Source organism: Streptomyces showdoensis, from assembly GCF_039535475.1.
In the GTDB taxonomy this organism is placed as follows: domain Bacteria; phylum Actinomycetota; class Actinomycetes; order Streptomycetales; family Streptomycetaceae; genus Streptomyces; species Streptomyces showdoensis.
Genome location: NZ_BAAAXG010000026.1, coordinates 2,794,522 through 2,816,267 on the forward strand (window position 1 = coordinate 2,794,522; position 21,746 = coordinate 2,816,267).

The window sequence follows — 21,746 nt, forward strand, 5'->3', positions numbered from 1 at the left end:
ACGGTTCCACCCGCGGCCCGGCATCCCGGAGTTGTCCACAGGGGGACGCCCGCGTTCGTCCACAGGCCCGGCGGGATGTCCGAGCCCTTCGCTACCTTCGGGTCATGTCGAATCTGGCAGTGCTCGAAGGGGTCCTGGAGCGGATCACCTACGCCAACGAGGAGAGCGGCTACACGGTCGCCCGGGTCGACACCGGCCGGGGCTCCGGCGACCTGCTCACGGTCGTCGGCTCGCTGCTCGGCGCCCAGCCGGGGGAGTCGCTGCGGATGGAGGGCCGCTGGGGCTCCCACCCGCAGTACGGGCGGCAGTTCACCGTGGAGAACTACACGACCGTCCTGCCCGCCACCATCCAGGGCATCCGGCGCTATCTCGGCTCCGGCCTCGTCAAGGGCATCGGCCCCGTCTTCGCCGACCGCATCACGACCCACTTCGGCCTGGACACGCTCCAGATCCTGGAGGAGGCGCCCAAGCGCCTGATCGAGGTCCCGGGCCTGGGCCCGAAGCGCACGAAGAACATCACCGCGGCCTGGGAGGAGCAGAAGGCCATCAAGGAGGTGATGGTCTTCCTCCAGGGCGTCGGCGTCTCGACCTCCATCGCCGTGCGGATCTACAAGAAGTACGGCGACGCCTCGATCTCCGTCGTGCGGAACCAGCCCTACCGCCTCGCCGCCGACGTCTGGGGCATCGGCTTCCTCACCGCCGACCGGATCGCCCAGGCCGTCGGCATCCCGCACGACAGCCCGGACCGGGTCCGCGCCGGCCTCCAGTACGCGCTGTCGCAGTCCGCCGACCAGGGCCACTGCTACCTCCCCGAGGAGCGGCTCATCGCCGACGCGGTGAAGCTGCTCCAGGTCGACACGGGCCTGGTCATCGAGTGCCTGGCCGAGCTCGCCGAGGATCCCGAGGGGGTCGTGCGCGAGACGGTGCCGGGGCCCGAGGGGCTGCCCGTCACCGCCGTGTTCCTGGTCCCGTTCCACCGTGCGGAGCTCTCCCTGGCCGGGCAGCTGCGGCGCCTGCTCGGGGCGGCCGAGGACCGGATGCCGGCCTTCCGGGACGTGGCCTGGGACAAGGCGCTGGCCTGGCTCGCGGACCGGACGGGGGCCTCGCTGGCGCCCGAGCAGGAGGAGGCCGTGCGGCTCGCCCTCACCCGCAAGGTCGCCGTGCTCACCGGCGGCCCGGGCTGTGGCAAGTCCTTCACGGTCCGCTCGATCGTGGAGCTGGCCCGCGCCAAGCGGGCCAAGGTGGTGCTCGCCGCGCCCACCGGGCGGGCCGCCAAGCGGCTGGCGGAGCTGACCGGGGCCGAGGCGTCCACGGTCCACCGCCTCCTGGAGCTGAAGCCGGGCGGCGACGCGGCCTACGACCGGGACCGGCCGCTCGACGCGGACCTGGTCGTGGTCGACGAGGCCTCCATGCTCGACCTGCTGCTGGCGAACAAGCTGGTCAAGGCGGTGGCACCCGGGGCCCATCTGCTCCTGGTCGGCGACGTGGACCAGCTGCCCTCGGTCGGCGCCGGCGAGGTCCTGGGCGATCTGCTGGCCCCGGGCAGCCCGGTCCCGTCCGTCCGGCTGACCCGGATCTTCCGCCAGGCCCAGCAGTCCGGGGTGGTCACCAACGCCCACCGGATCAACGAGGGCCTCCCGCCCGTCACGACCGGGCTGCCGGACTTCTTCCTCTTCGCCGAGGAGGAGACCGAGGACGCCGCCCGGGTCGCCGTGGAGGTCGCCGCCCGCAGGATTCCCGCCAAGTTCGGCCTCGACCCCCGCCGCGACGTCCAGGTCCTCGCCCCCATGCACCGGGGCCCCGCCGGCGCCGGCTCGCTCAACGGGCTCCTCCAGCAGGCGATCACCCCGGCCCGCCCGGACCTGGCCGAGAAGCGCTTCGGCGGCCGGGTCTTCCGCGTCGGCGACAAGGTCACCCAGATCCGCAACAACTACGAGAAGGGCGCCAACGGCGTCTTCAACGGCACCGTCGGCGTCGTCACCTCCCTCGACCCCGTCGACCAGCGGCTCGTCGTGCGCACCGACGAGGACGAGGAGGTCCCGTACGACTTCGACGAGCTGGACGAGCTCGCCCATGCCTACGCTGTGACCATCCACCGCTCCCAGGGCAGCGAGTACCCGGCGGTGGTGATCCCGGTCACCATGAGTGCCTGGACCATGCTCCAGCGCAACCTCCTGTACACGGCCGTCACCCGCGCCCGGAAGCTGGTGGTGCTGGTCGGCTCCCGCCGCGCGATCGCCCAGGCGGTCCGCACGGTTTCGGCCGGACGGCGCTTTACCGCACTCGCACATCGGCTCACAGGGGGCAGTCTGGTGTGAAAGATCACGGAGGACTTCCGGAACCGGGGCGAAGGGGGCAGGATGAGCAGGTTGGCGGCACTGAGTGCCGCCGATTGGCCCAAAGGTCGACCCCGAGTGCACTCTCCTGAGCCAAATGGGGGATGGTAGAGACAGTCAGGGCACCTCGAAGAAGAGGCACTACGTCGGTGAGGGATGACGTGAGCGACAACTCTGTAGTACTGCGGTACGCGGACGGTGAATACACCTACCCGGTGGTCGAGAGCACCGTCGGCGACAAGGGCTTCGACATCGGGAAGCTCCGAGCCCAGACCGGTCTGGTCACCCTGGACAGCGGATACGGCAACACCGCCGCCTATAAATCCGCCATCACCTACCTCGATGGTGAGCAGGGCATTCTGCGGTACCGCGGCTACCCCATCGAGCAGCTGGCGGAGCAGTCCACCTTCCTTGAGGTGGCTTCGCTGCTGATCAACGGTGAGCTTCCGAAGGCCGACGAGCTCGCGGCCTTCCAGAACGAGATCACCCAGCACACGCTGCTGCACGAGGACGTCAAGCGCTTCTTCCAGGGCTTCCCGCGTGACGCCCACCCGATGGCGATGCTGTCCTCCGTGGTCTCCGCGCTGTCCACCTTCTACCAGGACAGCCACAACCCGTTCGACGAGGAGCAGCGTCACCTCTCCACGATCCGGCTGCTCGCGAAGCTGCCGACAATCGCCGCGTACGCGTACAAGAAGTCGATCGGCCACCCCTTCGTCTACCCGCGCAACGACCTCGGGTACGTCGAGAACTTCCTGCGCATGACCTTCTCGGTCCCGGCGCAGGAGTACGAGCTCGACCCGGTCGTGGTCTCGGCGCTGGACAAGCTGCTGATCCTCCACGCGGACCACGAGCAGAACTGTTCGACCTCCACCGTCCGTCTGGTCGGCTCCTCGCAGGCGAACATGTTCGCCTCGATCTCCGCCGGCATCTCGGCGCTGTGGGGCCCGCTGCACGGTGGCGCCAACCAGTCGGTGCTGGAGATGCTCGAGGGCATCAAGGCCAACGGCGGCGACGTCGACTCCTTCATCCGCAAGGTGAAGAACAAGGAGGACGGCGTCCGCCTGATGGGCTTCGGCCACCGGGTGTACAAGTCCTTCGACCCGCGCGCCAAGATCATCAAGGCTGCCGCGCACGACGTCCTCTCGGCCCTCGGCAAGTCCGACGAGCTGCTGGACATCGCGCTGAAGCTGGAGGAGCACGCGCTCTCCGACGAGTACTTCGTCTCGCGCAACCTGTACCCGAACGTGGACTTCTACACGGGTCTGATCTACCGCGCGATGGGCTTCCCGACCGAGATGTTCACCGTGCTCTTCGCCCTCGGCCGCCTGCCGGGCTGGATCGCCCAGTGGCACGAGATGATCAAGGAGCCGGGTTCCCGCATCGGCCGCCCGCGCCAGATCTACACCGGAGTCGTCGAGCGCGACTTCGTCCCGGTCGAGTCCCGCTGACGCGCAGCGCGCGAGGAGCACGACCGGTACGGCCCGCCCCGGCGGGCCCCGCGGTGCGAAAAGCGCCCCGCCGCCGATCCCCCCACGGGTCGGCGGTCGGGGCGCTTTCCATATCCCGGTGCGGATTCCCCCCACGGGATCCGGGCCGGGCGTCTGCTCGCGCGGTCTGCCGGGGTACGTACGGGAGGGCCGCTCAAAGCTCCCCGTGCACGTGCCCCGGCCGCGCTTGCCTGGGACGTCCCCCAAGACATCCCATGAACGTCCCCCAAGACGTTCTCGGCATCGCCCACTTAGACTCGCGAACAGCCCAGATGGTTACCCCCAAATATCTGTGATCTAGATCTCTTTGTGAAGGTCCTGTGCGTCACGTGTAGGTGAATTCACGTGAAGCGCCGCAGCCGCAGGCTGTTGGTCACGACGAAAACGGAGGAAAACGCCATCGCCAGTCCGGCGATCATCGGGTTGAGCAGTCCCGCCGCCGCCAGCGGCAGCGCGGCCACGTTGTAGCCGAAGGCCCAGCCCAGGTTCCCCTTGATCGTCGCCAGCGTGCGCCGGGAGAGCCGGATGGCGTCCGCCGCGACCCGCAGGTCCCCGCGGACCAGCGTCAGGTCGCTCGCCTCGATCGCCGCGTCCGTACCGGTGCCCATGGCCAGGCCCAGATCGGCCGTCGCCAGCGCCGCGGCGTCGTTGACCCCGTCGCCGACCATCGCCACCGTGCGTCCCCGCTCCTGGAGCCCGCGGACCACGTCGACCTTGTCCTGCGGCAGCACCTCGGCGATCACCTCGTCGATGCCGACCTCCGCCGCCACCCGCTCGGCCGCCTCCCGGCCGTCCCCGGTGAGCAGCACCGGCCGCAGCCCGAGGCCGCGCAGCCGGGCGACTGCCTCCGCGCTGGTCTCCTTGACCGTGTCGGCGACCGTCAGCGTCCCTCGGGCGAGCCCGTCCCAGGCGACGTGCACGACCCCGGGCCCGGTCGTCCCGTCCGGTACGCCGATCTCCTCGGCCGCCAGCAGCGCGGCGCGTCCGACCAGCACCAGGTGTCCGTCGACCGAGCCGCGCACGCCGAGTCCGGGCACGTTCTCGAAGGCCTTCGGTACGGGGAGCTCGCCGGTCCTCGCGGCGGCGCCGGCCGCCACGGCGCGGGCGACCGGGTGCTCGGAGGAGTGTTCCAGGGCGCCCGCGAGGCGCAGCAGTTCGGCCTCGTCGACGCCCTCGTACGCGTACACCTCGGTGAGGGTCATCCGGCCGGTGGTGACCGTGCCGGTCTTGTCGAGGACGACGGTGTCGACGCGGCGGGTGGACTCCAGCACCTCGGGGCCCTTGATGAGGATGCCGAGCTGGGCGCCGCGGCCGGTGCCGACCATGAGGGCGGTCGGGGTGGCGAGGCCGAGGGCGCAGGGGCAGGCGATGATCAGGACGGCGACGGCGGCGGTGAAGGAGGCCGTGGTGTCGCTGGTCGCCAGCAGCCAGCCGACCAGGGTGCCGAGGGCGATCAGGAGCACCGCGGGCACGAAGACGGCGGAGATCCGGTCGGCGAGCCGCTGGACCTCGGCCTTTCCGTTCTGGGCGTCCTCGACGAGCTTGGCCATCCGGGCCAGCCGGGTGTCGGCGCCGACTCGGGTGGCCTCGACGACGAGGCGGCCCGAGACGTTGACGCAGCCGCCGGTGACGGGGTCGCCCGCGGTCACGTCGGCGGGGACGGACTCGCCGGTGAGCATCGAGGCGTCGACGGCCGAGGCGCCCTCGGTGACGGTGCCGTCGGTGGCGATCTTCTCGCCGGGGCGTACGACGAAGCGGTCGCCGGTGCGGAGGGCGGAGACGGGGATCCGTACCTCCGTGCCGCCGCGCAGGACGCCGACGTCCTTGGCGCCGAGGCGCATCAGGGCGTGCAGGGCGGCGCCGGCCTTCCGCTTGGCGCGGGCCTCCAGGTAGCGGCCGAGGAGGATGAAGGTGACGACTCCGGCGGCGACCTCCAGGTAGATGGTGGAGGAGGCGTGGTCGCGGGTGACGGTGAGGTCGAAGGGGTGCCGCATGCCGGGGGTGCCGGCGTCGCCGAGGAAGAGCGCCCACAGCGACCAGCCGAAGGCGGCGAGGGTGCCGACCGAGACGAGGGTGTCCATGGTGGCGGCGCCGTGCTTCAGGTTGGTCCAGGCGGCGCGGTGGAAGGGCAGTCCGCCCCAGACGACGACGGGGGCGGCGAGGGTGAGCGAGAGCCACTGCCAGTTGTCGAACTGGAGGGCCGGGACCATGGCGAGCAGCACGACCGGGAGGGAGAGGACGGCGGAGACGGTCAGTCGCTGCCGGAGCGCGGCGAGTGCGGGGTTCCCGGCCGCGGCGGCGCTTCCCGGCCCGGTCTCCGGCTCCGTTTCCGTCTGCGGCTCGGGCTCCGGCGGCAGGGGTTCCTCGGCGGTGTAGCCGGTCCTGACGACGGTGGCGATCAGCTCGTCGACCGTGACCTCCGCGGGGTGTTCGACGCGCGCCTTCTCCGTGGCGTAGTTGACCGTCGCGGTCACGCCGTCCATCCGGTTGAGCTTCTTCTCGACGCGGGCCGCGCAGGAGGCGCAGGTCATCCCGCCGATCGTCAGCTCGGTGGTCGTGGAGGTCATGTGGGGGTCCCAGGGCTTCCGAAACGAGTACAGGGCCGTACCGCAACGGTACGGCCCTGCACGGGTGGCGCGGGGATCAGGCGGCCGGGCCGACCAGCTCGTAGCCGGCCTCGTCGACGGCGGCGCGGACGGCCTCCGGGTCGAGCGGGGCGGCGGAGGTCACGGTGACCTCGCCGGTGGCGGCGACGGCCTTGACGGAGGAGACCCCGGAGATCTCGGAGATCTCACTGGAGACCGCGCCCTCGCAGTGCCCGCAGGTCATGCCCTTGACCTGGTAGACGGTGGTGAGTTCGGCCATGACGTTCTCCTCTTCCGGGGTGGTGCGCTTCGGTGCGCCTATGCCGTACTAGCACATATTATACCCCTAGGGGGTATGAATCCAGGAAGCGCCCCGCCCGGGTCTCGCGAGCGACCTCAGCCAGACCAGTCCCGCCGCCGTGACCAGCACCAGACCGCCCACCGAGAAGAGGGTGAAGAGGTGCTCCTGCCGCGCGGTCGGGTCCGGCAGGTAGCCCTGGGCGAAGAGCGACCGGTCCAGGTCCGTGGTGGTGAGCCGGAGCACCAGCCACAGCGCGATGCCGTGCATCGAGTCCCACAGCGCGTGCAGCACGGCCACCCCGAGGTACGCGCCGACGACCGGCCCCGTGAAGCGGAAGCGACCGTCGGTCCGCCGGTAGGCCAGCAGGACCCCGCCCGCGACGGCCGTCCACAGGCCGTGGCCGAAGGGGGCGAGGACCCCGCGCAGGATCTCGGTCTCCAGCAGCGAGCGCAGGTCGATGCCGTCCATGGTCACGGCCGCGTTGAACGCGTACCCCGCGCTCTCGAACGCGGCGAAGCCGAAGCCGACCGTGCCGCCGAGCACCAGGCCGGCCCGCACCCCGCGCAGCCAGGGCCGGTGGCGCACCACGAACATCAGCGCCGCGAGCTTCACCGCCTCCTCGATCAGGCCGACCCCGAGGAACATCCACAGGGAGGGGTGCAGCAGGTAGTACTCCATGACGGAGGCGCCGAGCACCCCGAGCACCCCGCCGGTGACGAAGCAGCCGAGGATGACCGGCACCCCGAAGTCCCGGCCGTGCCGCTCGTAGGCCCAGAGCACGAAGACCGCGGGCACCAGGAAGCTGCCGAGCAGGATCAGCGTCGGCAGCAGCGTGGTGTTCTCCGTCGCGTACGTGACGACCGCGGTGAGCGCCCACAGGGCGAGGCCGCCCCACAGGCAGCGGCGCCAGAGGCCGGGGCGGGGCGTCTCGACGGGCGGGGGCGGGGGCGGTGTATGGGTGCGGGGTTGCTGGTCGTACACAGCGAGACCTCCAAGTCCCTCCGCCGACGGGCCATCTGACCGGAGCTTATGGTAGATACCCGATATGTCGCATTCGGGGACCACGCTGATCCTGATCATGACGATCGCCGTCCTGGCGCCGCTGCTCGCCTACGGGGCCGGCCGCTGGCTCCCCGTGCCGCTCGTCATCTTCGAGATCCTGCTCGGCATCGTCGTCGGGCCCGACGTCCTGGACTGGGCGAAGCCGAGCGCGCTGATCGACGGCCTCTCGCAGCTCGGCCTCACGATGCTGATCTTCCTCGCCGGGTACGAGATCGAGTTCGGCAAGGTCCGCGGCGACACCCTGAAGCGCTCCGGGTGGGCCTGGGCGGCCGCCCTCGTGCTCGGCCTCGGGGCCGGCGTGCTGCTGGGCGGCGGGTACGAGAAGGGCGTCTTCATCGGCGTGGCGCTGACCAGTACCGCGCTCGGCACGGTCCTGCCGGTGCTGCGCGACGCGGGCGACCTGCACGGCCGGTTCGGGTCGGTGGTGATGGCCTTCGGCGCGGTGGGCGAGTTCGGGCCGATCATCGCCATGGCGCTGCTGCTGAGCGGCCGCAACCCCGCCCAGTCGACCGCCCTGCTCGCCGCCTTCGCCGCGCTCACCGCGGGCGCGGTCTACTGGGCGCTGAGGCCGCGCAGGCCCTGGTTCTCCCGGATCATCGCCAGGACCCTGCACACCAGCGGACAGTTCGCTGTCCGCTTCGTCTTCCTGCTGCTCGCGCTGATGCTGGGCGCGTCCACGGCGCTCGGACTCGACGTGCTGCTGGGCGCGTTCGCGGCCGGCCTGATCACCCGTCTGGTCCTGACCGGGGCCGCCCCCGAATCCGGCGAGCTGATCCTGGAGAAGGTCGAGGCGGTCGGCTTCGGCTTCCTCGTCCCCGTCTTCTTCGTCGTCACCGGCATCGAGTTCGACCTCGACTCGCTGCTCGCCGGCGGCCGTACGCTGCTGCTCCTGCCGCTCTTCCTTGCGCTGTTCCTGGTGGTGCGGGGCGCCCCCGTCTGGTTCCTCGCCCCGCGCGACCTCGGCCGGCGGGACCGGGGCGCGCTGGTCCTCTACGGCTCCACGGCGCTGCCGCTCGTCGTCGCCATCACCACCATCGGCGTGGACGACGAGGCGCTGACGGCGGGAGAGGCGGCGGCCCTCGTGGGGGCCGGGATGGTCTCGGTCCTCGTCTTCCCGCTGCTCGCCCTGAAGCTGCGCGCGCGGGCCGGCGAGAAGGCGCTGCCGGCCGAGCGGGTCACGGGCTCGGAATCCTGGTGAGCGCGTCCCCGACGACCGGGTCGAGGTAGCGCAGCACCGCCTTCTTCATCTCGGCGACCACCGCGTCCCGCTCGGGGCCCTCGGGTGCGGCGAGCACGAGCGCGAGACCGGCCTTGACGACGGCGAAGGTCATGTCGGCGATCCGGGCCCGCTCGGCGGGCCCGCTGTCCGGCAGGTAGTGGGCGAGCAGGTCGCCGACCCGGGCCAGCAGCGAGGCGTGCAGGGCGTCGTGCTCCTCGGCGATCCGGCCGGGGACCTCCGAGCCGTGCATCAGGGCGAGGAAGGCCGGGTTCTGGCAGTTGAACTCGATCATCGGGTCGAGCACCGCGTCCAGCATCTGCGGCAGCGGCAGCGCCAGGTTCTCGGGGGTGAAGGCCTGCCCGTGCGCCTCCCGCATCTCGGTGAGCAGCCGCTCGCCGAGCTCTATGGCGATCGCCTCCTTGTTGGGGAAGTACTGGTAGAGCGTGCCGGGGGAGACGCTGGCCTCGCGGGCGATCGCGTTGGTGCTGGTCGCCGTGTACCCGTAGGCGCAGAAGACGTTGGCGGCGGCCTGCAGCAGCTGTGCGATACGGCGCTCGCCGCGGGCCTGGCGGCGGCGCGGCCTCGGCTCCTCGGCCCCGTCCCCGACGCCGTCCGCGGCCCCGCCCGCGGTCCTGCCGGGCCCGTCCGCGGACCTGTCTGCGGGCCCGCCCTCGGACCTTCCTCCGGACATGGCTGTCCCCAGCTCCCTTCAACGCGTTTGACAAACACGAGAGGTCGCTCGCATTCTTGAGAAACGCGAGTGATCACTCGTGTTTGCCAGTCTATGGCAATGGGCGACCCATGCGACCTGCCGGGAAGCGAGCGCCTGGGTCACGGTGAAGGGGACACCGCGTCATGGCCGAAGTCAAGAAACCGTCCGCCGGCGGGGGGTGGACCCGGTTCGTGACGGCCAGGCCACGCCTCTCGCTCCTCGTCGCGCTCGTGATCACCGCGCTCGCCGTCCTCGCCGGCAGCGGCGTCGGCGACCGGATGGGCAGCGGCGGCTGGGAGGACCCGGACGCCGAGTCCACGTATGCGCTGGAGGTCCTGGAGCGGGAGTTCCCCGCCTCCCAGCCCAATCTGCTGCTCCTCGTCGATGCGGGAGCCGCCGGGGTCGACTCCCCGGCCGTCGCCGCGGAGGCCCGCCGGCTCGCCGAGCGGCTCGACGCCGAGCCCGGCGTCGGCGGAGTCGGCTCCTACTGGCAGACCGGCTCCCCGGCGCTCCGCTCCGAGGACGGGCGCCGGGCCGTGATCGCCGCCCGGATCGACGGCGAGGAGAAGGCCGCCGGCGAGGTCCTGGAGCGCATCGCCCCCGAGTTCCGGGGCACCCACGGACCGGTGGAGGTCTCCGTCGGAGGCCCGCTCGCCGTGCGCCACGAGATGCAGACGGTCATCCAGGAGGACCTGCTCCGGGCCGAGATGATCGCCCTGCCGATCACCCTCGTCCTGCTCGTCATGGTCTTCGGCAGCGCCGTCGCCGCCCTGCTCCCGCTCGGCATCGGCATCGTCGCCATCCTCGGTACCAACGCCGTGCTGCGCGGCATCACCGAACTCACCGACGTCTCCGTCTTCGCCCAGAACCTCACCACCGCCCTCGGACTCGGCCTCGCCATCGACTACGCCCTGTTCGTGGTCCGCCGCTTCCGCGAGGAGCTGGCCGGCGGCGCCGACACCGGGACCGCCGTCGCCACCACCCTGCGCACCGCCGGGCGGACCGTGCTCTTCTCCGCCCTCACCGTCGCCGTCTCGCTCGCCGCGATGCTGGTCTTCCCGCAGTACTTCCTGCGCTCCTTCGCCTACGCCGGCATCGCGGTCGTCCTGCTCGCCGCCGCGGCCGCGCTCATCCTGCTGCCGGCCGCGCTCCTCCTGCTCGGCGACCGGGTCAACGCCCTGGACCTGCGGCGGCTCTTCCGGCGCCGGTCGGGTGCCGGGTCCGAAGCGGCCGGTGCCGGGGCCGCCGAGCGGGAGACCGGGGCCGGCTGGGCGCGCACGGCGGCCCTGGTGATGCGGCGGGCTCCGCTCTTCGCCGTGGCCACGGCCACCGGGCTCGTGCTCCTCGGACTGCCCTTCCTCGGCGTGAAGTTCGGCACCGCCGACGACCGCCAGCTCCCGGCGACCGCCGAGTCCCGGGTGGTCCAGGACCGGCTGCGGGACGGCTTCCCCGGCAACCCCGGCGGCGGGATCACCGTCCTCGCCGAGGGCGCGGCCACCCCCGGGCAGTACGCCGGGTACCGCGAGCGGATCGAGTCCCTCGACGGGGTCGCGCGGGTCGAGGGCCCGGTGACCTCCCCGGCCGGCGGGCGGGGGCACGCCTACTTCACCGTCGTCCCCGAGGGCGAGACCGTCGGCCCCGACGCCCAGCGCGTGGTCGGCGAACTGCGGGCGGAGAAGGCCCCCTTCGACACCTCCGTGACCGGCGCGGCCGCCGTCCTCGTCGACTCCAAGGACGCCATCGGCGAGCGGCTGCCCTGGGCCGCCGCGATCATCGTCGTCGTCACCCTGGCCCTGGTCTTCCTGCTCACCGGAAGCCTGCTCATCCCGATCCAGGCGGTCGTGCTCAACGCGCTCAGCCTCACCGCCATGTTCGGCGCGGTCGTCTGGGTCTTCCAGGAGGGACACCTCTCCGGCCTGCTGGGCTTCACGTCCACCGGGGACATCGAGACCACCCTGCCCGTGCTGATGTTCTGCGTGGCCTTCGGACTCTCCATGGACTACGGGGTGTTCCTGCTCTCCCGGATCAAGGAGGAGTACGACGCCACCGGCGACCACGAGCACGCGGTCCGCTTCGGGCTGCGGCGCACCGGCGGGCTGATCACCGCGGCCGCCGTCATCCTCGCGGTGGTGATGGTCGCCATCGGCACCTCCCGGGTCACCAACACCAAGATGCTGGGCCTCGGGGTCGCCCTGGCCGTGCTCATGGACGCCATGGTGGTGCGCAGCCTGCTCGTGCCGTCCGTGATGAAGCTGACCGGCCGCCTCACCTGGTGGGCACCGGGTCCGCTGCGCCGCTTCCACGACCGCTTCGGGATCAGCGAGGGCGGCAGCCCCGGGACCGCGGGGACCCCCGGGCCCGACGGGGACCCGGAGGGCGAAGGGACCGCCGGGACCGCCGGGCCGGAGCGGGGTGCCGCCCGGGAGGAGGAGCGCGTCGGATGACCGGAGGGCCCCGCACCACGGTTCGGGGGGTGCGGGGCCCGTAAGGGGGAGGAGCGTGGAAGCGGGGGGAAGTCCGTCAGTCCCGGCGGCTCCGGTTTCCGGGACGGTTCGCGACCCAGGCGCGGATGGTGTCCGCGTACCAGTAGGGCTTGCCCGACTCCACGTGGTCGGGGGCCGGCAGCAGTCCGTGCTTCCGGTAGGAGCGGACCGTGTCCGGCTGCACCTTGATGTGGGCGGCGATGTCCTTGTACGACCAGAGCCGTTTGTCCGTCATGCGTGGCACCTCCCTGCGAACCCGGCAGCGGCGGCGGGGGCGCCGTCGGGGGAGCTGCCGGGTGTGCACTCGCGATCACTGAGCCTGTGCCCGGTGAACGACGCCTCCTGACGGGAGGGGAGCGCCTGTCGAGCGCCTGTGACGGAAATCCCGCGTAACGGAGACATGCGTGACGAAGGGGCGACGGATGTGACGTAAGTGACGCACGGTCATCAGGCGCCACAGGAGCGGAGGAAACGGCGGGTGCGCAGCGCGATGGGGTAGGGCCGGTCCGGTTCGCAGGGGTACATGTCCTGCTCCACGATCGCGAACAGGTCCACGTCCAACGCCCGCGCCGCCGCGAGGACCGGTTCGAGGGCCGGCACCCCGGCCGGCGGCTCGCACATCACGCCCCGCGCCACCGCCGGGCCGAAGGGCAGCTCCTCGGCGACCACCTGCGCCAGGACCGCGGGGTCGACCTGCTTGAGATGGAGGTAGCCGATCCGCTCGCCGTAGGTCTCGATCAGCTTCACGCTGTCGCCGCCGCAGTAGGCGTAGTGCCCGGTGTCCAGACAGAGCGCGACCAGCTCCGGATCGGTGGCGTCGAGGAAACGGGTGACGTTCTCCTCGGTGTCGACATGGGTGTCCGCGTGCGGATGGACGACCACCCGCAGCCCGTACCGCTCCCGGACCTCGTGGCCGAGCCGCTCGGTCAGCCCGGTCAGATGCCGCCACTGCTCCGGCGTGAGGGTGCGGTCCTCCAGGACCTCGCCCGTCTTGTCGTCGCGCCAGAAGGACGGGATGACCACCAGGTGCCGGGCGCCCATGGCCTGGGCCAGGGCCGCGTTCTCGGCGACATGGGCCCAGGTGCGCTCCCAGACCGCCGGGCCGTGGTGGAGCCCGGTGAAGACGGTCGCCGCGGACACCTTCAGCCCCCGGCCGGCGGTCTCCTCGGCGAGCAGCGCCGGATCGGTCGGCAGATAGCCGTACGGGCCGAGCTCGATCCACTCGTACCCGGCCCCCGACACCTCGTCGAGGAAGCGCTGCCACGGCACCTGCCGCGGATCGTCGGGGAACCAGACGCCCCACGAGTCCGGGGCGGAACCGACCCGGATGCGGGACAGGGACGAGGGACTCGACGGCGACGGACTCGACGGCTGCGACGGCTTCGTCATGACCGCCACGATGACACAGGTCCGAATGTAAGGACATGCCGTTGACAGCCTTCCGGACCGGCGACTAGACCTGGGTGCGGGGCGGGGGCGCCGAGGCGAGAGGTGACGTGGCATGACGTCGGAGCCGTACGACCTGATCACGATGGGCCGGCTCGGCGTGGACCTCTATCCGCTGCAGAGCGGGGTGGAGCTGGCCCGGGTCGAGAGCTTCGGCAAGTTCCTCGGCGGCTCCCCGGCGAACGTCGCCGTCGCCGCCGCGCGCCTGGGCAGCAGGACCGCCCTCGTCAGCCGGACCGGCGCCGACCCCTTCGGCGAGTACCTCCACCGCGAACTGCGGGCGTTCGGCGTGGACGACCGGTGGGTCACCGACGTCGCCGCCCACCCGACCCCGGTCACCTTCTGCGAGATCTTCCCGCCCGACCACTTCCCGATCCACTTCTACCGCCGTCCCAAGGCCCCCGACCTGGAGATCCACCCCCACGAGCTGGACCTCCCCGCGCTCCGCGCCGCCCGCGCCCTGTGGATGACGGGCACCGGGCTGAGCGCCGAGCCCAGCCGGACCGCCACCCTCGCGGCGCTGTGGGAGCGGTCCGAGCGGCTCGACCCCGACAGCGCGCTCACCGTCTTCGACCTGGACTGGCGGCCCGCCCTCTGGGAGGACCCCGACGAGGCCCCGCCGCTCTACCGGGAGGCCCTGCGGCACGCCACGGTCGCCGTCGGCAACCTGGACGAGTGCGAGGTGGCCACCGGCGAGCGCGAGCCGTACGCCGCCGCCCGCGCCCTGCTCGCCGCGGGCGTGCGGCTCGCCGTCGTCAAACAGGGGCCCGCGGGCGTGCTCGCCCTGGCCGCCGACGGCACCGCCGCCGAGCTGCCGCCCCTGCCGGTGGAGGTCGTCAACGGCCTCGGCGCGGGCGACGCCTTCGGCGGGGCGCTCGCCCACGGTCTGCTGGCCGGCCGGGACCTGGAGCGCGTCCTGCGCGAGGCCAACGCGGCGGGCGCGATCGTCGCGGGCCGGCTCGCCTGCTCGCCCGCCATGCCGTACGAGGACGAGATCGCCCTCGCCCTGGCGACCGGCACCGGCTCGATCCCGGAGCGCACGCCATGACGCCCGGCCGGTCTCCCGGACCCCCGCCGCGGGTAGGGAGCTGACCATGGACTCCGCACGCTCGCTCCACCTCCCCGCCGGGACCGCCGCCCGCGGCCCGTACGCCGTCGACATCGACCCCGAGCGGGCCGGCTGGACCCACAGCGCGCTGCGCGTGCTCGACCTCCCGCCCGGCGGCACCCACCGGTTCGAGACAGGTATCAGCGAATGGGTGGTGCTTCCGCTGTCCGGTGGCGGTACGGTGCGCGTCGACGGGGAAATCCTCGAACTCGTAGGCCGCGCCAGTGTGTTCGACGGGGTCTCGGACTTCGCCTATGTGCCCAGGGGCGCCCACGTCGAGATCGCCTCCGGTGCGGGAGGCCGCTTCGCTTTGGCAGGAGCGAAGTGCGAGCGACGACTCCCCGCCCGCTACGGCCCCGCGCCGGAGGTTCCCGTCGAGACCCGCGGCAGCGGCAACCGCGCCCGCGAGGTGCGCAACTTCGCCGCCGCCGGGGCCTTCGACTGCGACCGGCTGATCGCCGTGGAGGTGGTCACGCCCGGCGGCAACTGGTCCTCCTACCCACCGCACAAGCACGACGAGCACCGCCCCGGCGAGGAGTCCGTGCTGGAGGAGATCTACTACTACGAGGTGGCCGAGGCCCCGGGCCAGGCCCCCGGTCCCGCCCCGGGCCAGGCCCCCGGTCCCACCCCCGGCCAGGACGCGAGCCGGGCCCCGGGCAGGCCCCCCGGCCGCGCCTACGGCTACCAGCGCATCACCCCCTCCCGGCCCGGCGGCGCCGAACTCCTCGCCGAGGTCCGCGCCGGTGACGCCGTCCTCGTGCCCGACGGCTGGCACGGCCCCTCCATCGCCCAGCCCGGCCATCCGCTCTATTACCTGAACGTCATGGCGGGACCCGGTCCCGAACGGGAATGGAAGATCTGCTTCCACCCCGACCACACGGAGGGATACGCATGAGCGTCCGGCTCACCGTCGCCCAGGCCCTGGTGCGCTTCCTCGCCGCCCAGCACACCGAGCGCGACGGCGTGCGCCGCCGGCTCGTCACCGCGACCTGGGGCATCTTCGGCCACGGCAACGTCGCCGGGATCGGCCAGGCGCTCGTCGAGCACCCCGGGCTCATGCCGTACCACCAGGGCCGCAACGAACAGGCCATGGTGCACGCCGCCGTCGGCTACGCCCGCCAGTCCCGCAGGCTCCGGGTGCACGCCGTCACCACCTCCATCGGCCCCGGCGCCACCAACCTCGTCACCGGCGCCGCCCTCGCCACCGTCAACCGGCTGCCCGTCCTCCTGCTCCCCGGCGACACCTTCGCCACCCGCCCCGCCGACCCCGTCCTCCAGCAGCTCGAAGTGCCCTACGCGGGCGAGGTGTCCGTCAACGACTGCCTGCGGCCCGTGTCGAAGTACTTCGACCGGATCACCCGCCCCGAGGCGCTGATCCCGGCCGCCCTCGCCGCCGTACGGGTCCTCACCGACCCCGCCGAGACCGGCGCCGTCACCCTCGCCCTGCCCCAGGACGTGCAGGTCGAGGCGTACGACTGGCCCGAGGAGTTCCTCGCCGAACGGACCTGGACCGTGCGCCGCCCCCGCCCCGACCGGGCCGAGCTCGACGCCGCCGTCCGGGCGCTCCGGGACGCCGAGCGGCCGCTGGTCGTCGCCGGCGGGGGAGTGAAGTACAGCGCCGCCGAGGACGCCCTGCGCACCCTCGCCGAGCGGGCCGGCCTGCCCGTCGCCACCACCCAGGCCGGCAAGGGCGTCCTGCCGTACGACCACCCCTGCGAGGTCGGCGGCATCGGCCACACCGGCACCGCGACCGCCGACGGGCTCGCCCGCACCAGCGACCTGATCATCGGCGTCGGCACCCGCCACACCGACTTCACCACCGCCTCCGGCACCCTCTTCCACCCCGAGGCCCGCTTCCTCAACCTCAACATCACCGGCTTCGACGCCCACAAACAGGCCGCCCTGCCGCTCGTCGCCGACGCCCGCGAGGGCCTCACCGCCCTCACCGAGGCGCTCGGCGACCACCCCCGCCGCGACCCCGCCCGATGGGCCGACGCCCGGCGCGACTGGCAGGCGCGCACCGACGCCGCGTACACCCCGGAGAGCGAGGACGCACGCCCCACCCAGGCGCAGGTCCTCGGCGCACTCGACACCCTGGTCACCGGGGACGACATCCTGATCAACGCGGCCGGCTCGCTCCCCGGCGACCTCCACAAGCTGTGGCGGGCCCGGTCCGCCGACCAGTACCACGTCGAATACGGCTACTCGTGCATGGGCTACGAGATCCCCGCCGCCCTCGGCGTCGCCCTCGCCGCGCCCGGCCGGCCCGTCTGGGCGCTGGTCGGCGACGGTACGTACCTGATGAATCCCACCGAGATCGTCACCGCCGTCCAGGAGGGCCTGCCCATCAAGCTGGTCGTCCTGCAGAACCACGGCTACGCCTCGATCGGCGGCCTCTCGGCGGCCGTCGGCGCCGAGCGCTTCGGCACCGACTACCGGCTGAGGGACCCCGACGGCGGCTTCACCGGGCCGCCGCTGCCCGTCGACCTGGCCGCCAACGCCGCCTCCCTCGGCATGCGGGTGCTGCGTGCACACACCATGCGTGACCTGCGAGAAGCCCTCGCGGACGCCCGGGAGGCGACGGTTCCCACATGTGTCTACGTCGAGACCGAAACGGCAGACAGTGTGTCGGGCCCGCCCCCCGCCCAGGCGTGGTGGGATGTGCCCGTGGCCGAGACGTCGACCCGCCCGTCGGCGGTCAAGGCCCGCGAGGAGTACGACCGGCACGTCACCGCCCGACGCCGCCACCTGTAGCAGCCAGAAGGAGCATTCCGTCATGACGAAGACCGTCAACCACTGGATCGGTGGCAAGAGCGTCGAGGGCACGTCGGGCAACTGGGGCCCGGTCACCGACCCGGCCACCGGCGCCGTGACCACGCAGGTCGCCCTCGCCTCGGTGGAGGAGGTGGACGCCGCCGTCGCCGCCGCGAAGGACGCCTTCGCGACCTGGGGCACCTCCTCGCTCGCCCAGCGCACCACGATCCTCTTCAAGTTCCGCGCGCTGCTCGACGCCAACCGCGACGCGATCGCCGAGCTGATCGTCGCCGAGCACGGCAAGGTCCACTCCGACGCCCTCGGCGAGGTCGCCCGCGGCCTGGAGATCGTCGACCTGGCCTGCGGCATCACGACCCAGCTCAAGGGCGAGCTGTCCACCCAGGTGTCGAACCGCGTGGACGTCGCCTCGATCCGCCAGCCCGTCGGCGTCGTCGCCGGCATCACGCCCTTCAACTTCCCGGCCATGGTGCCGATGTGGATGTTCCCGATCGCCATCGCGACCGGCAACACCTTCATCCTCAAGCCGAGCGAGAAGGACCCGTCGCCGTCCCTCAAGATCGCCGAGCTGCTCGCCGAGGCCGGCCTGCCGGACGGCGTCTTCAACGTCCTGCACGGTGACAAGGTCGCGGTCGACCGCCTCCTGGAGCACCCGGACATCGCCGCGATCTCCTTCGTCGGCTCCACCCCGATCGCCCGCCACATCCACACCACCGCCTCCGCCAACGGCAAGCGCGTGCAGGCCCTCGGCGGCGCCAAGAACCACATGCTGGTGCTGCCCGACGCCGACCTGGACGCGGCCGCCGACGCGGCGGTCTCGGCCGCGTACGGCTCCGCCGGCGAGCGCTGCATGGCGATCTCCGCCGTCGTCGCGGTCGGTGCGATCGGCGACGAGCTGGTCGAGAAGATCCGCGAGCGCGCCGAGAAGATCAAGATCGGCCCCGGCAACGACCCGAGCTCCGAGATGGGCCCGCTCATCACGGCCGTCCACCGCGACAAGGTCGCCTCCTACGTGCACGGCGCCGCGGCCGAGGGCTGCGAGGTCGTGCTGGACGGCACCGGCTACACCGTCGAGGGCTTCGAGGACGGCCACTGGATCGGCCTGTCCCTCCTGGACCGCGTGCCCACCACCGCCAAGGCCTACCAGGACGAGATCTTCGGCCCGGTCCTGTGCGTGCTGCGCGCCGACACCTACGAGGAGGGCCTGGCCCTCATCAACGCCTCGCCGTTCGGCAACGGCACCGCGATCTTCACCCGCGACGGCGGCGCCGCCCGCCGCTTCCAGCTGGAGGTCGAGGCCGGCATGGTCGGCGTCAACGTGCCGATCCCGGTGCCGGTGGGCTACCACTCCTTCGGTGGCTGGAAGGACTCGCTCTTCGGCGACCACCACATCTACGGCAACGACGGCATCCACTTCTACACCCGCGGCAAGGTCGTCACGACCCGCTGGCCGGACCCGTCCGAGGGCCCGTCGGGCGTCGACCTGGGCTTCCCGCGCAACCACTGACGCACGCGGAAATCCACTGGCCCCCGGGGCGCGTTCCGACGCACCCTGGGGGCCATGTCCGTTCCACCGCACCACGACGACCGCCCGCAGCAGCCGCCGAAGCACCAGATCCGCGCGCTCCACACCGACACCACGGTGACCGTCTACCAGGCCTACCGCCCCGCCCTCGGTCTCCCGGCCGCCCGTGACGGGCGCTTCCCCGCCGCCTGGAAGCGCGAGCGGATGACCTGGATCAAGCCCTCGTTCCTGTGGATGATGTACCGCTGCGGCTGGGGCCTGAAGGCCGACCAGGAGACCGTCCTCGCCGTCGAGATCACCCGCGAGGGCTTCGAGTGGGCCCTGCGCCACGCGTGCCTCTCCCACTACGTGCGCGGCATCCACCCCGACCAGGCCACCTGGCAGCGCGAGCTGAAGCGCTCCCCGGCCCGCGTCCAGTGGGACCCCGAGCGCAGCCTGCGGCTCGGCCCGCTCCCGTACCGCTCCCTCCAGCTGGGCCTGGCGGGGGAGGCCTCCCGCCGTTACGCGGACGAGTGGACGGTCGGCATCCGTGACGTCACCCCGCTCGCCCACGAGATCCACGCGCTGGTCCGGGACGGGGACCTGGAGCGGGCCGGACGGCTGCTGCCCGAGGAGCGGCCGTACCCCGTGGGGAACGGGCTCCTCGGGCAGCTGACCTACTAGGCCCTGTCGTCAGGATCGGATCGGATCGGATCGGATCGAGCCGGCCCGTCCGGCCGGGCTACCAGCGCGAGTACAGGAGCTTGTTCGGGGAGCCCGTCTTCGGGTCCTGGACCTTGCCGCTGGTCGCGTTGGCCACCAGGGCGGCCGACACCTGCGCCGGGGTGGCCGCCGGGTTGGCCGACAGGTAGAGCGCCGCGACGCCCGCGGTGTGCGGGGCGGCCATCGAGGTGCCGGAGATCGTGTTGGTCGCCCCGTCGTTGTCCTTCCACGCCGAGGTGACCGAGACGCCCGGGGCGAACAGGTCCACGCAGGTGCCGTAGTTGGAGAACGAGGCCCGCTTGTCGGCGGAGTCCGTCGCGCCGACCGTGATCGCCTCGGGGACGCGGGCCGGGGAGTAGTTGCAGGCCTTCGCCGGGAGGCCGAGGAAGTTGCCGTTGCCCGCGGCGATCGCGTACGTGACGCCCGAGGCGATCGAGCGCTTCACGGCGTCGTCGAGCGAGGTGTTCGCCCCGCCGCCCAGGCTCATGTTGGCGACGGCCGGCTTGACCGCGTTCGCCGTCACCCAGTCGACGCCCGCGATGACCCCGGCGTTGGTGCCCGAGCCGTTGCAGTCCAGGACCCGGACGGCCACCAGCTTCACGCCCTTGGCCACGCCGTAGGTGGCGCCGCCGACGGTGCCGGCCACGTGCGTGCCGTGCCCCTGGCAGTCCTGGCCGTTCTGCCCGCCGCCGACCGTGTCCGTGCCGACCGAGGCCCGGCCGCCGAACTCGCCGTGCGAGGTGCGGATCCCGGTGTCGATGATGTACGCGGTGACGTTCGCGGCCTTCGTGTCGTACGTGTAGGTCGTCGACAGCGGCAGGTCCCGCTGGTCGATCCGGTCGAGCCCCCAGGTCGCGCCGGTCTGGGTGTCGGCCACCCGGACGGTCGCGTCCTGCTCGACGTACGCGACCCGCGGGTCGGCCGCGAGCGCGGCGGCCTTCGCCCGGGACATCGGGGCGGCGAAGCCCTTGAGCGCGGAGCGGTACTCGTAGCGGGGCGAGACGCCCAGGTCGGCGGCACGGGTCGAGCCGTCCTTGAGGACGACGATCCAGCCGTTCTCGACGGCGGTGGCGGCGGGCGCGAGCCGCAGATCGCCGGCGGGCGTGCCCTGCGCGGCGGGGGAGGCGGCGAACTGGAGGCCGGCGGCGAGGGCGAGCACGGGGACGAGGGCGCCGACGCGGCGGGCCGTGCGGGCCGTGCGGGAGCTGGCGCCGGGAGCGACGCGGGGGGTTGTCCGCTTCATGGGGGTGGGCACCTGAACCTTTCGTTGTCCGGGACGGGGCACGGGCAAGTACGGGTACGCGTGTGGTGCGGCGGTGCGGGGTGCGGAGTGGTTCCACGGTCGCGGGTTGGCATGAACGACACAAGAGTGTGGTTCGGACGCCGTAGGGGCGCGATTTTCGGTCGCCTTCGGCCTCCTGGGGCGCCCCGAGGTGTCCTGAAGCGCCGTGAGCCGGCCCCGGTCCGTGCCGGTCCGCCTCAGTCCGTGCCGAACCCCCATCCCCGCATCGCGAACACCCCTTCGTCCGCCGCCCCCGCCGACCCGTACGTCCGCAGCGCCGCCTCGTTGTCGGTGTCGACCCCCACCCACATCCCGTAACAGCCCCGCTCCCGCGCCTCCGCGGCCAGCGCGGTCGTGAGCGCCCGCCCCACGCCCCGCCGCCGGTGCGGCTCGGCCACGGACAGCTCGTACAGGCACAGCTCCACGCCCTTGTCGGGGTGGCGCATCTCGATCCCCGACACGAAGCCGGCGGGGGTGCCGTCCGGGGCGTACGCGAGGAGCATCAGATGGCCGGGCGCGCCGAGGAACGCCTCCGCCCACTCCTCCCGCGGCGGCCCGTCGTACAGGTGCTCCGCCGCCATGAGCTCCGCCACCGTCGTCGCCCGCCGGATCTCCATGCCGCTCTCCATGCCGTACCCCGTTCCCGTATACCGCGGTTGGTGTACGCGGACCGTACTGCGTACGACCTGAGAAGGCCGCCGAGTTCCGCCCCGGGGCAGCCGA

Annotated in this window: 17 protein-coding genes; 9 read left to right on the forward strand and 8 right to left on the reverse strand. The window is 72.5% G+C overall.

Annotated features, from left to right (window positions below; translation table 11 throughout):
* Window positions 1–104: 104 nt before the first annotated feature.
* Complete coding sequence (gene recD2 / locus ABD981_RS25725; protein WP_046907172.1) at window positions 105–2,318, forward strand: SF1B family DNA helicase RecD2; 2,214 nt, start codon at window positions 105–107, stop codon at window positions 2,316–2,318.
* 179 nt (window positions 2,319–2,497) lie between these two features.
* On the forward strand, window positions 2,498–3,787 hold the full coding sequence (locus ABD981_RS25730) for a citrate synthase (protein WP_046907173.1): 1,290 nt from the start codon (window positions 2,498–2,500) through the stop codon (window positions 3,785–3,787).
* A gap of 380 nt (window positions 3,788–4,167) precedes the next feature.
* Here the strand turns inward: ABD981_RS25730 and ABD981_RS25735 are convergent, their stop codons facing one another.
* The 3 genes from ABD981_RS25735 to ABD981_RS25745 form a co-directional block, all read right to left on the reverse strand.
* Window positions 4,168–6,393, reverse strand: a complete 2,226-nt coding sequence (locus tag ABD981_RS25735) for a heavy metal translocating P-type ATPase (protein WP_046907174.1) — start codon at window positions 6,391–6,393, stop codon at window positions 4,168–4,170.
* Window positions 6,394–6,469: 76 nt separating this feature from the next.
* Window positions 6,470–6,691, reverse strand: coding sequence for a heavy-metal-associated domain-containing protein (locus ABD981_RS25740; protein ID WP_046907175.1), 222 nt, complete (start codon window positions 6,689–6,691; stop codon window positions 6,470–6,472).
* Between the two features lie 66 nt (window positions 6,692–6,757).
* Window positions 6,758–7,693 carry a PrsW family intramembrane metalloprotease gene (locus tag ABD981_RS25745; protein ID WP_046907176.1) on the reverse strand — a complete coding sequence of 312 codons (936 nt, stop codon included), beginning with the start codon at window positions 7,691–7,693 and terminating at the stop codon, window positions 6,758–6,760.
* Between the two features lie 64 nt (window positions 7,694–7,757).
* Between ABD981_RS25745 and ABD981_RS25750 the strand changes: the two genes are divergently transcribed.
* Window positions 7,758–8,972, forward strand: a complete 1,215-nt coding sequence (locus ABD981_RS25750) for a cation:proton antiporter (RefSeq protein ID WP_046907177.1) — start codon at window positions 7,758–7,760, stop codon at window positions 8,970–8,972.
* Here the strand turns inward: ABD981_RS25750 and ABD981_RS25755 are convergent.
* Window positions 8,950–9,684 carry a TetR/AcrR family transcriptional regulator gene (locus ABD981_RS25755; RefSeq protein WP_046907178.1) on the reverse strand — a complete coding sequence of 245 codons (735 nt, stop codon included), beginning with the start codon at window positions 9,682–9,684 and terminating at the stop codon, window positions 8,950–8,952. The genes ABD981_RS25750 and ABD981_RS25755 overlap by 23 nt on opposite strands.
* A gap of 164 nt (window positions 9,685–9,848) precedes the next feature.
* On the opposite strand from ABD981_RS25755, the gene ABD981_RS25760 reads away from it, so the two are divergent.
* Entirely contained in the window at window positions 9,849–12,149 is a 2,301-nt protein-coding gene (locus ABD981_RS25760) for an MMPL family transporter (RefSeq protein WP_046907179.1), read from the forward strand.
* Window positions 12,150–12,225: 76 nt separating this feature from the next.
* Here the strand turns inward: ABD981_RS25760 and ABD981_RS25765 are convergent, their stop codons facing one another.
* The gene (locus ABD981_RS25765) at window positions 12,226–12,423 is read right to left on the reverse strand and encodes a helix-turn-helix transcriptional regulator (RefSeq protein WP_046907180.1); all 198 of its coding nucleotides are present in this window, start codon (window positions 12,421–12,423) and stop codon (window positions 12,226–12,228) included.
* Between the two features lie 212 nt (window positions 12,424–12,635).
* Window positions 12,636–13,577 carry a sugar phosphate isomerase/epimerase family protein gene (locus ABD981_RS25770; protein WP_046907249.1) on the reverse strand — a complete coding sequence of 314 codons (942 nt, stop codon included), beginning with the start codon at window positions 13,575–13,577 and terminating at the stop codon, window positions 12,636–12,638.
* Between the two features lie 112 nt (window positions 13,578–13,689).
* On the opposite strand from ABD981_RS25770, the gene iolC reads away from it, so the two are divergent.
* Genes iolC through ABD981_RS25795 form a run of 5 tightly spaced genes read left to right on the forward strand, consistent with a single transcriptional unit; the run spans window position 13,690 to window position 19,702 of the window.
* Window positions 13,690–14,682: a 5-dehydro-2-deoxygluconokinase gene (gene iolC / locus ABD981_RS25775; protein WP_046907181.1), complete on the forward strand. Its 993-nt coding sequence runs from the start codon at window positions 13,690–13,692 to the stop codon at window positions 14,680–14,682.
* A gap of 46 nt (window positions 14,683–14,728) precedes the next feature.
* Window positions 14,729–15,637, forward strand: coding sequence for a 5-deoxy-glucuronate isomerase (locus ABD981_RS25780; RefSeq protein ID WP_046907182.1), 909 nt, complete (start codon window positions 14,729–14,731; stop codon window positions 15,635–15,637).
* Entirely contained in the window at window positions 15,634–17,496 is a 1,863-nt protein-coding gene (iolD, locus tag ABD981_RS25785) for a 3D-(3,5/4)-trihydroxycyclohexane-1,2-dione acylhydrolase (decyclizing) (RefSeq protein WP_046907183.1), read from the forward strand. The genes ABD981_RS25780 and iolD overlap by 4 nt, the downstream gene beginning before the upstream one ends.
* A gap of 22 nt (window positions 17,497–17,518) precedes the next feature.
* Window positions 17,519–19,021 carry a CoA-acylating methylmalonate-semialdehyde dehydrogenase gene (gene mmsA, locus ABD981_RS25790; RefSeq protein ID WP_046907184.1) on the forward strand — a complete coding sequence of 501 codons (1,503 nt, stop codon included), beginning with the start codon at window positions 17,519–17,521 and terminating at the stop codon, window positions 19,019–19,021.
* A 54-nt stretch (window positions 19,022–19,075) separates the two neighbouring features.
* A complete protein-coding gene (locus tag ABD981_RS25795; protein WP_046907185.1) occupies window positions 19,076–19,702 on the forward strand; it encodes a DUF4291 domain-containing protein in 627 nt (208 codons plus the stop codon).
* 58 nt (window positions 19,703–19,760) lie between these two features.
* Here the strand turns inward: ABD981_RS25795 and ABD981_RS25800 are convergent, their stop codons facing one another.
* Together ABD981_RS25800 and ABD981_RS25805 are read right to left on the reverse strand one after the other, a co-directional pair.
* On the reverse strand, window positions 19,761–20,984 hold the full coding sequence (locus tag ABD981_RS25800) for a S8 family peptidase (RefSeq protein ID WP_123954373.1): 1,224 nt from the start codon (window positions 20,982–20,984) through the stop codon (window positions 19,761–19,763).
* A gap of 236 nt (window positions 20,985–21,220) precedes the next feature.
* Window positions 21,221–21,640, reverse strand: a complete 420-nt coding sequence (locus ABD981_RS25805) for a GNAT family N-acetyltransferase (protein WP_046907251.1) — start codon at window positions 21,638–21,640, stop codon at window positions 21,221–21,223.
* Window positions 21,641–21,746: the final 106 nt, after the last annotated feature.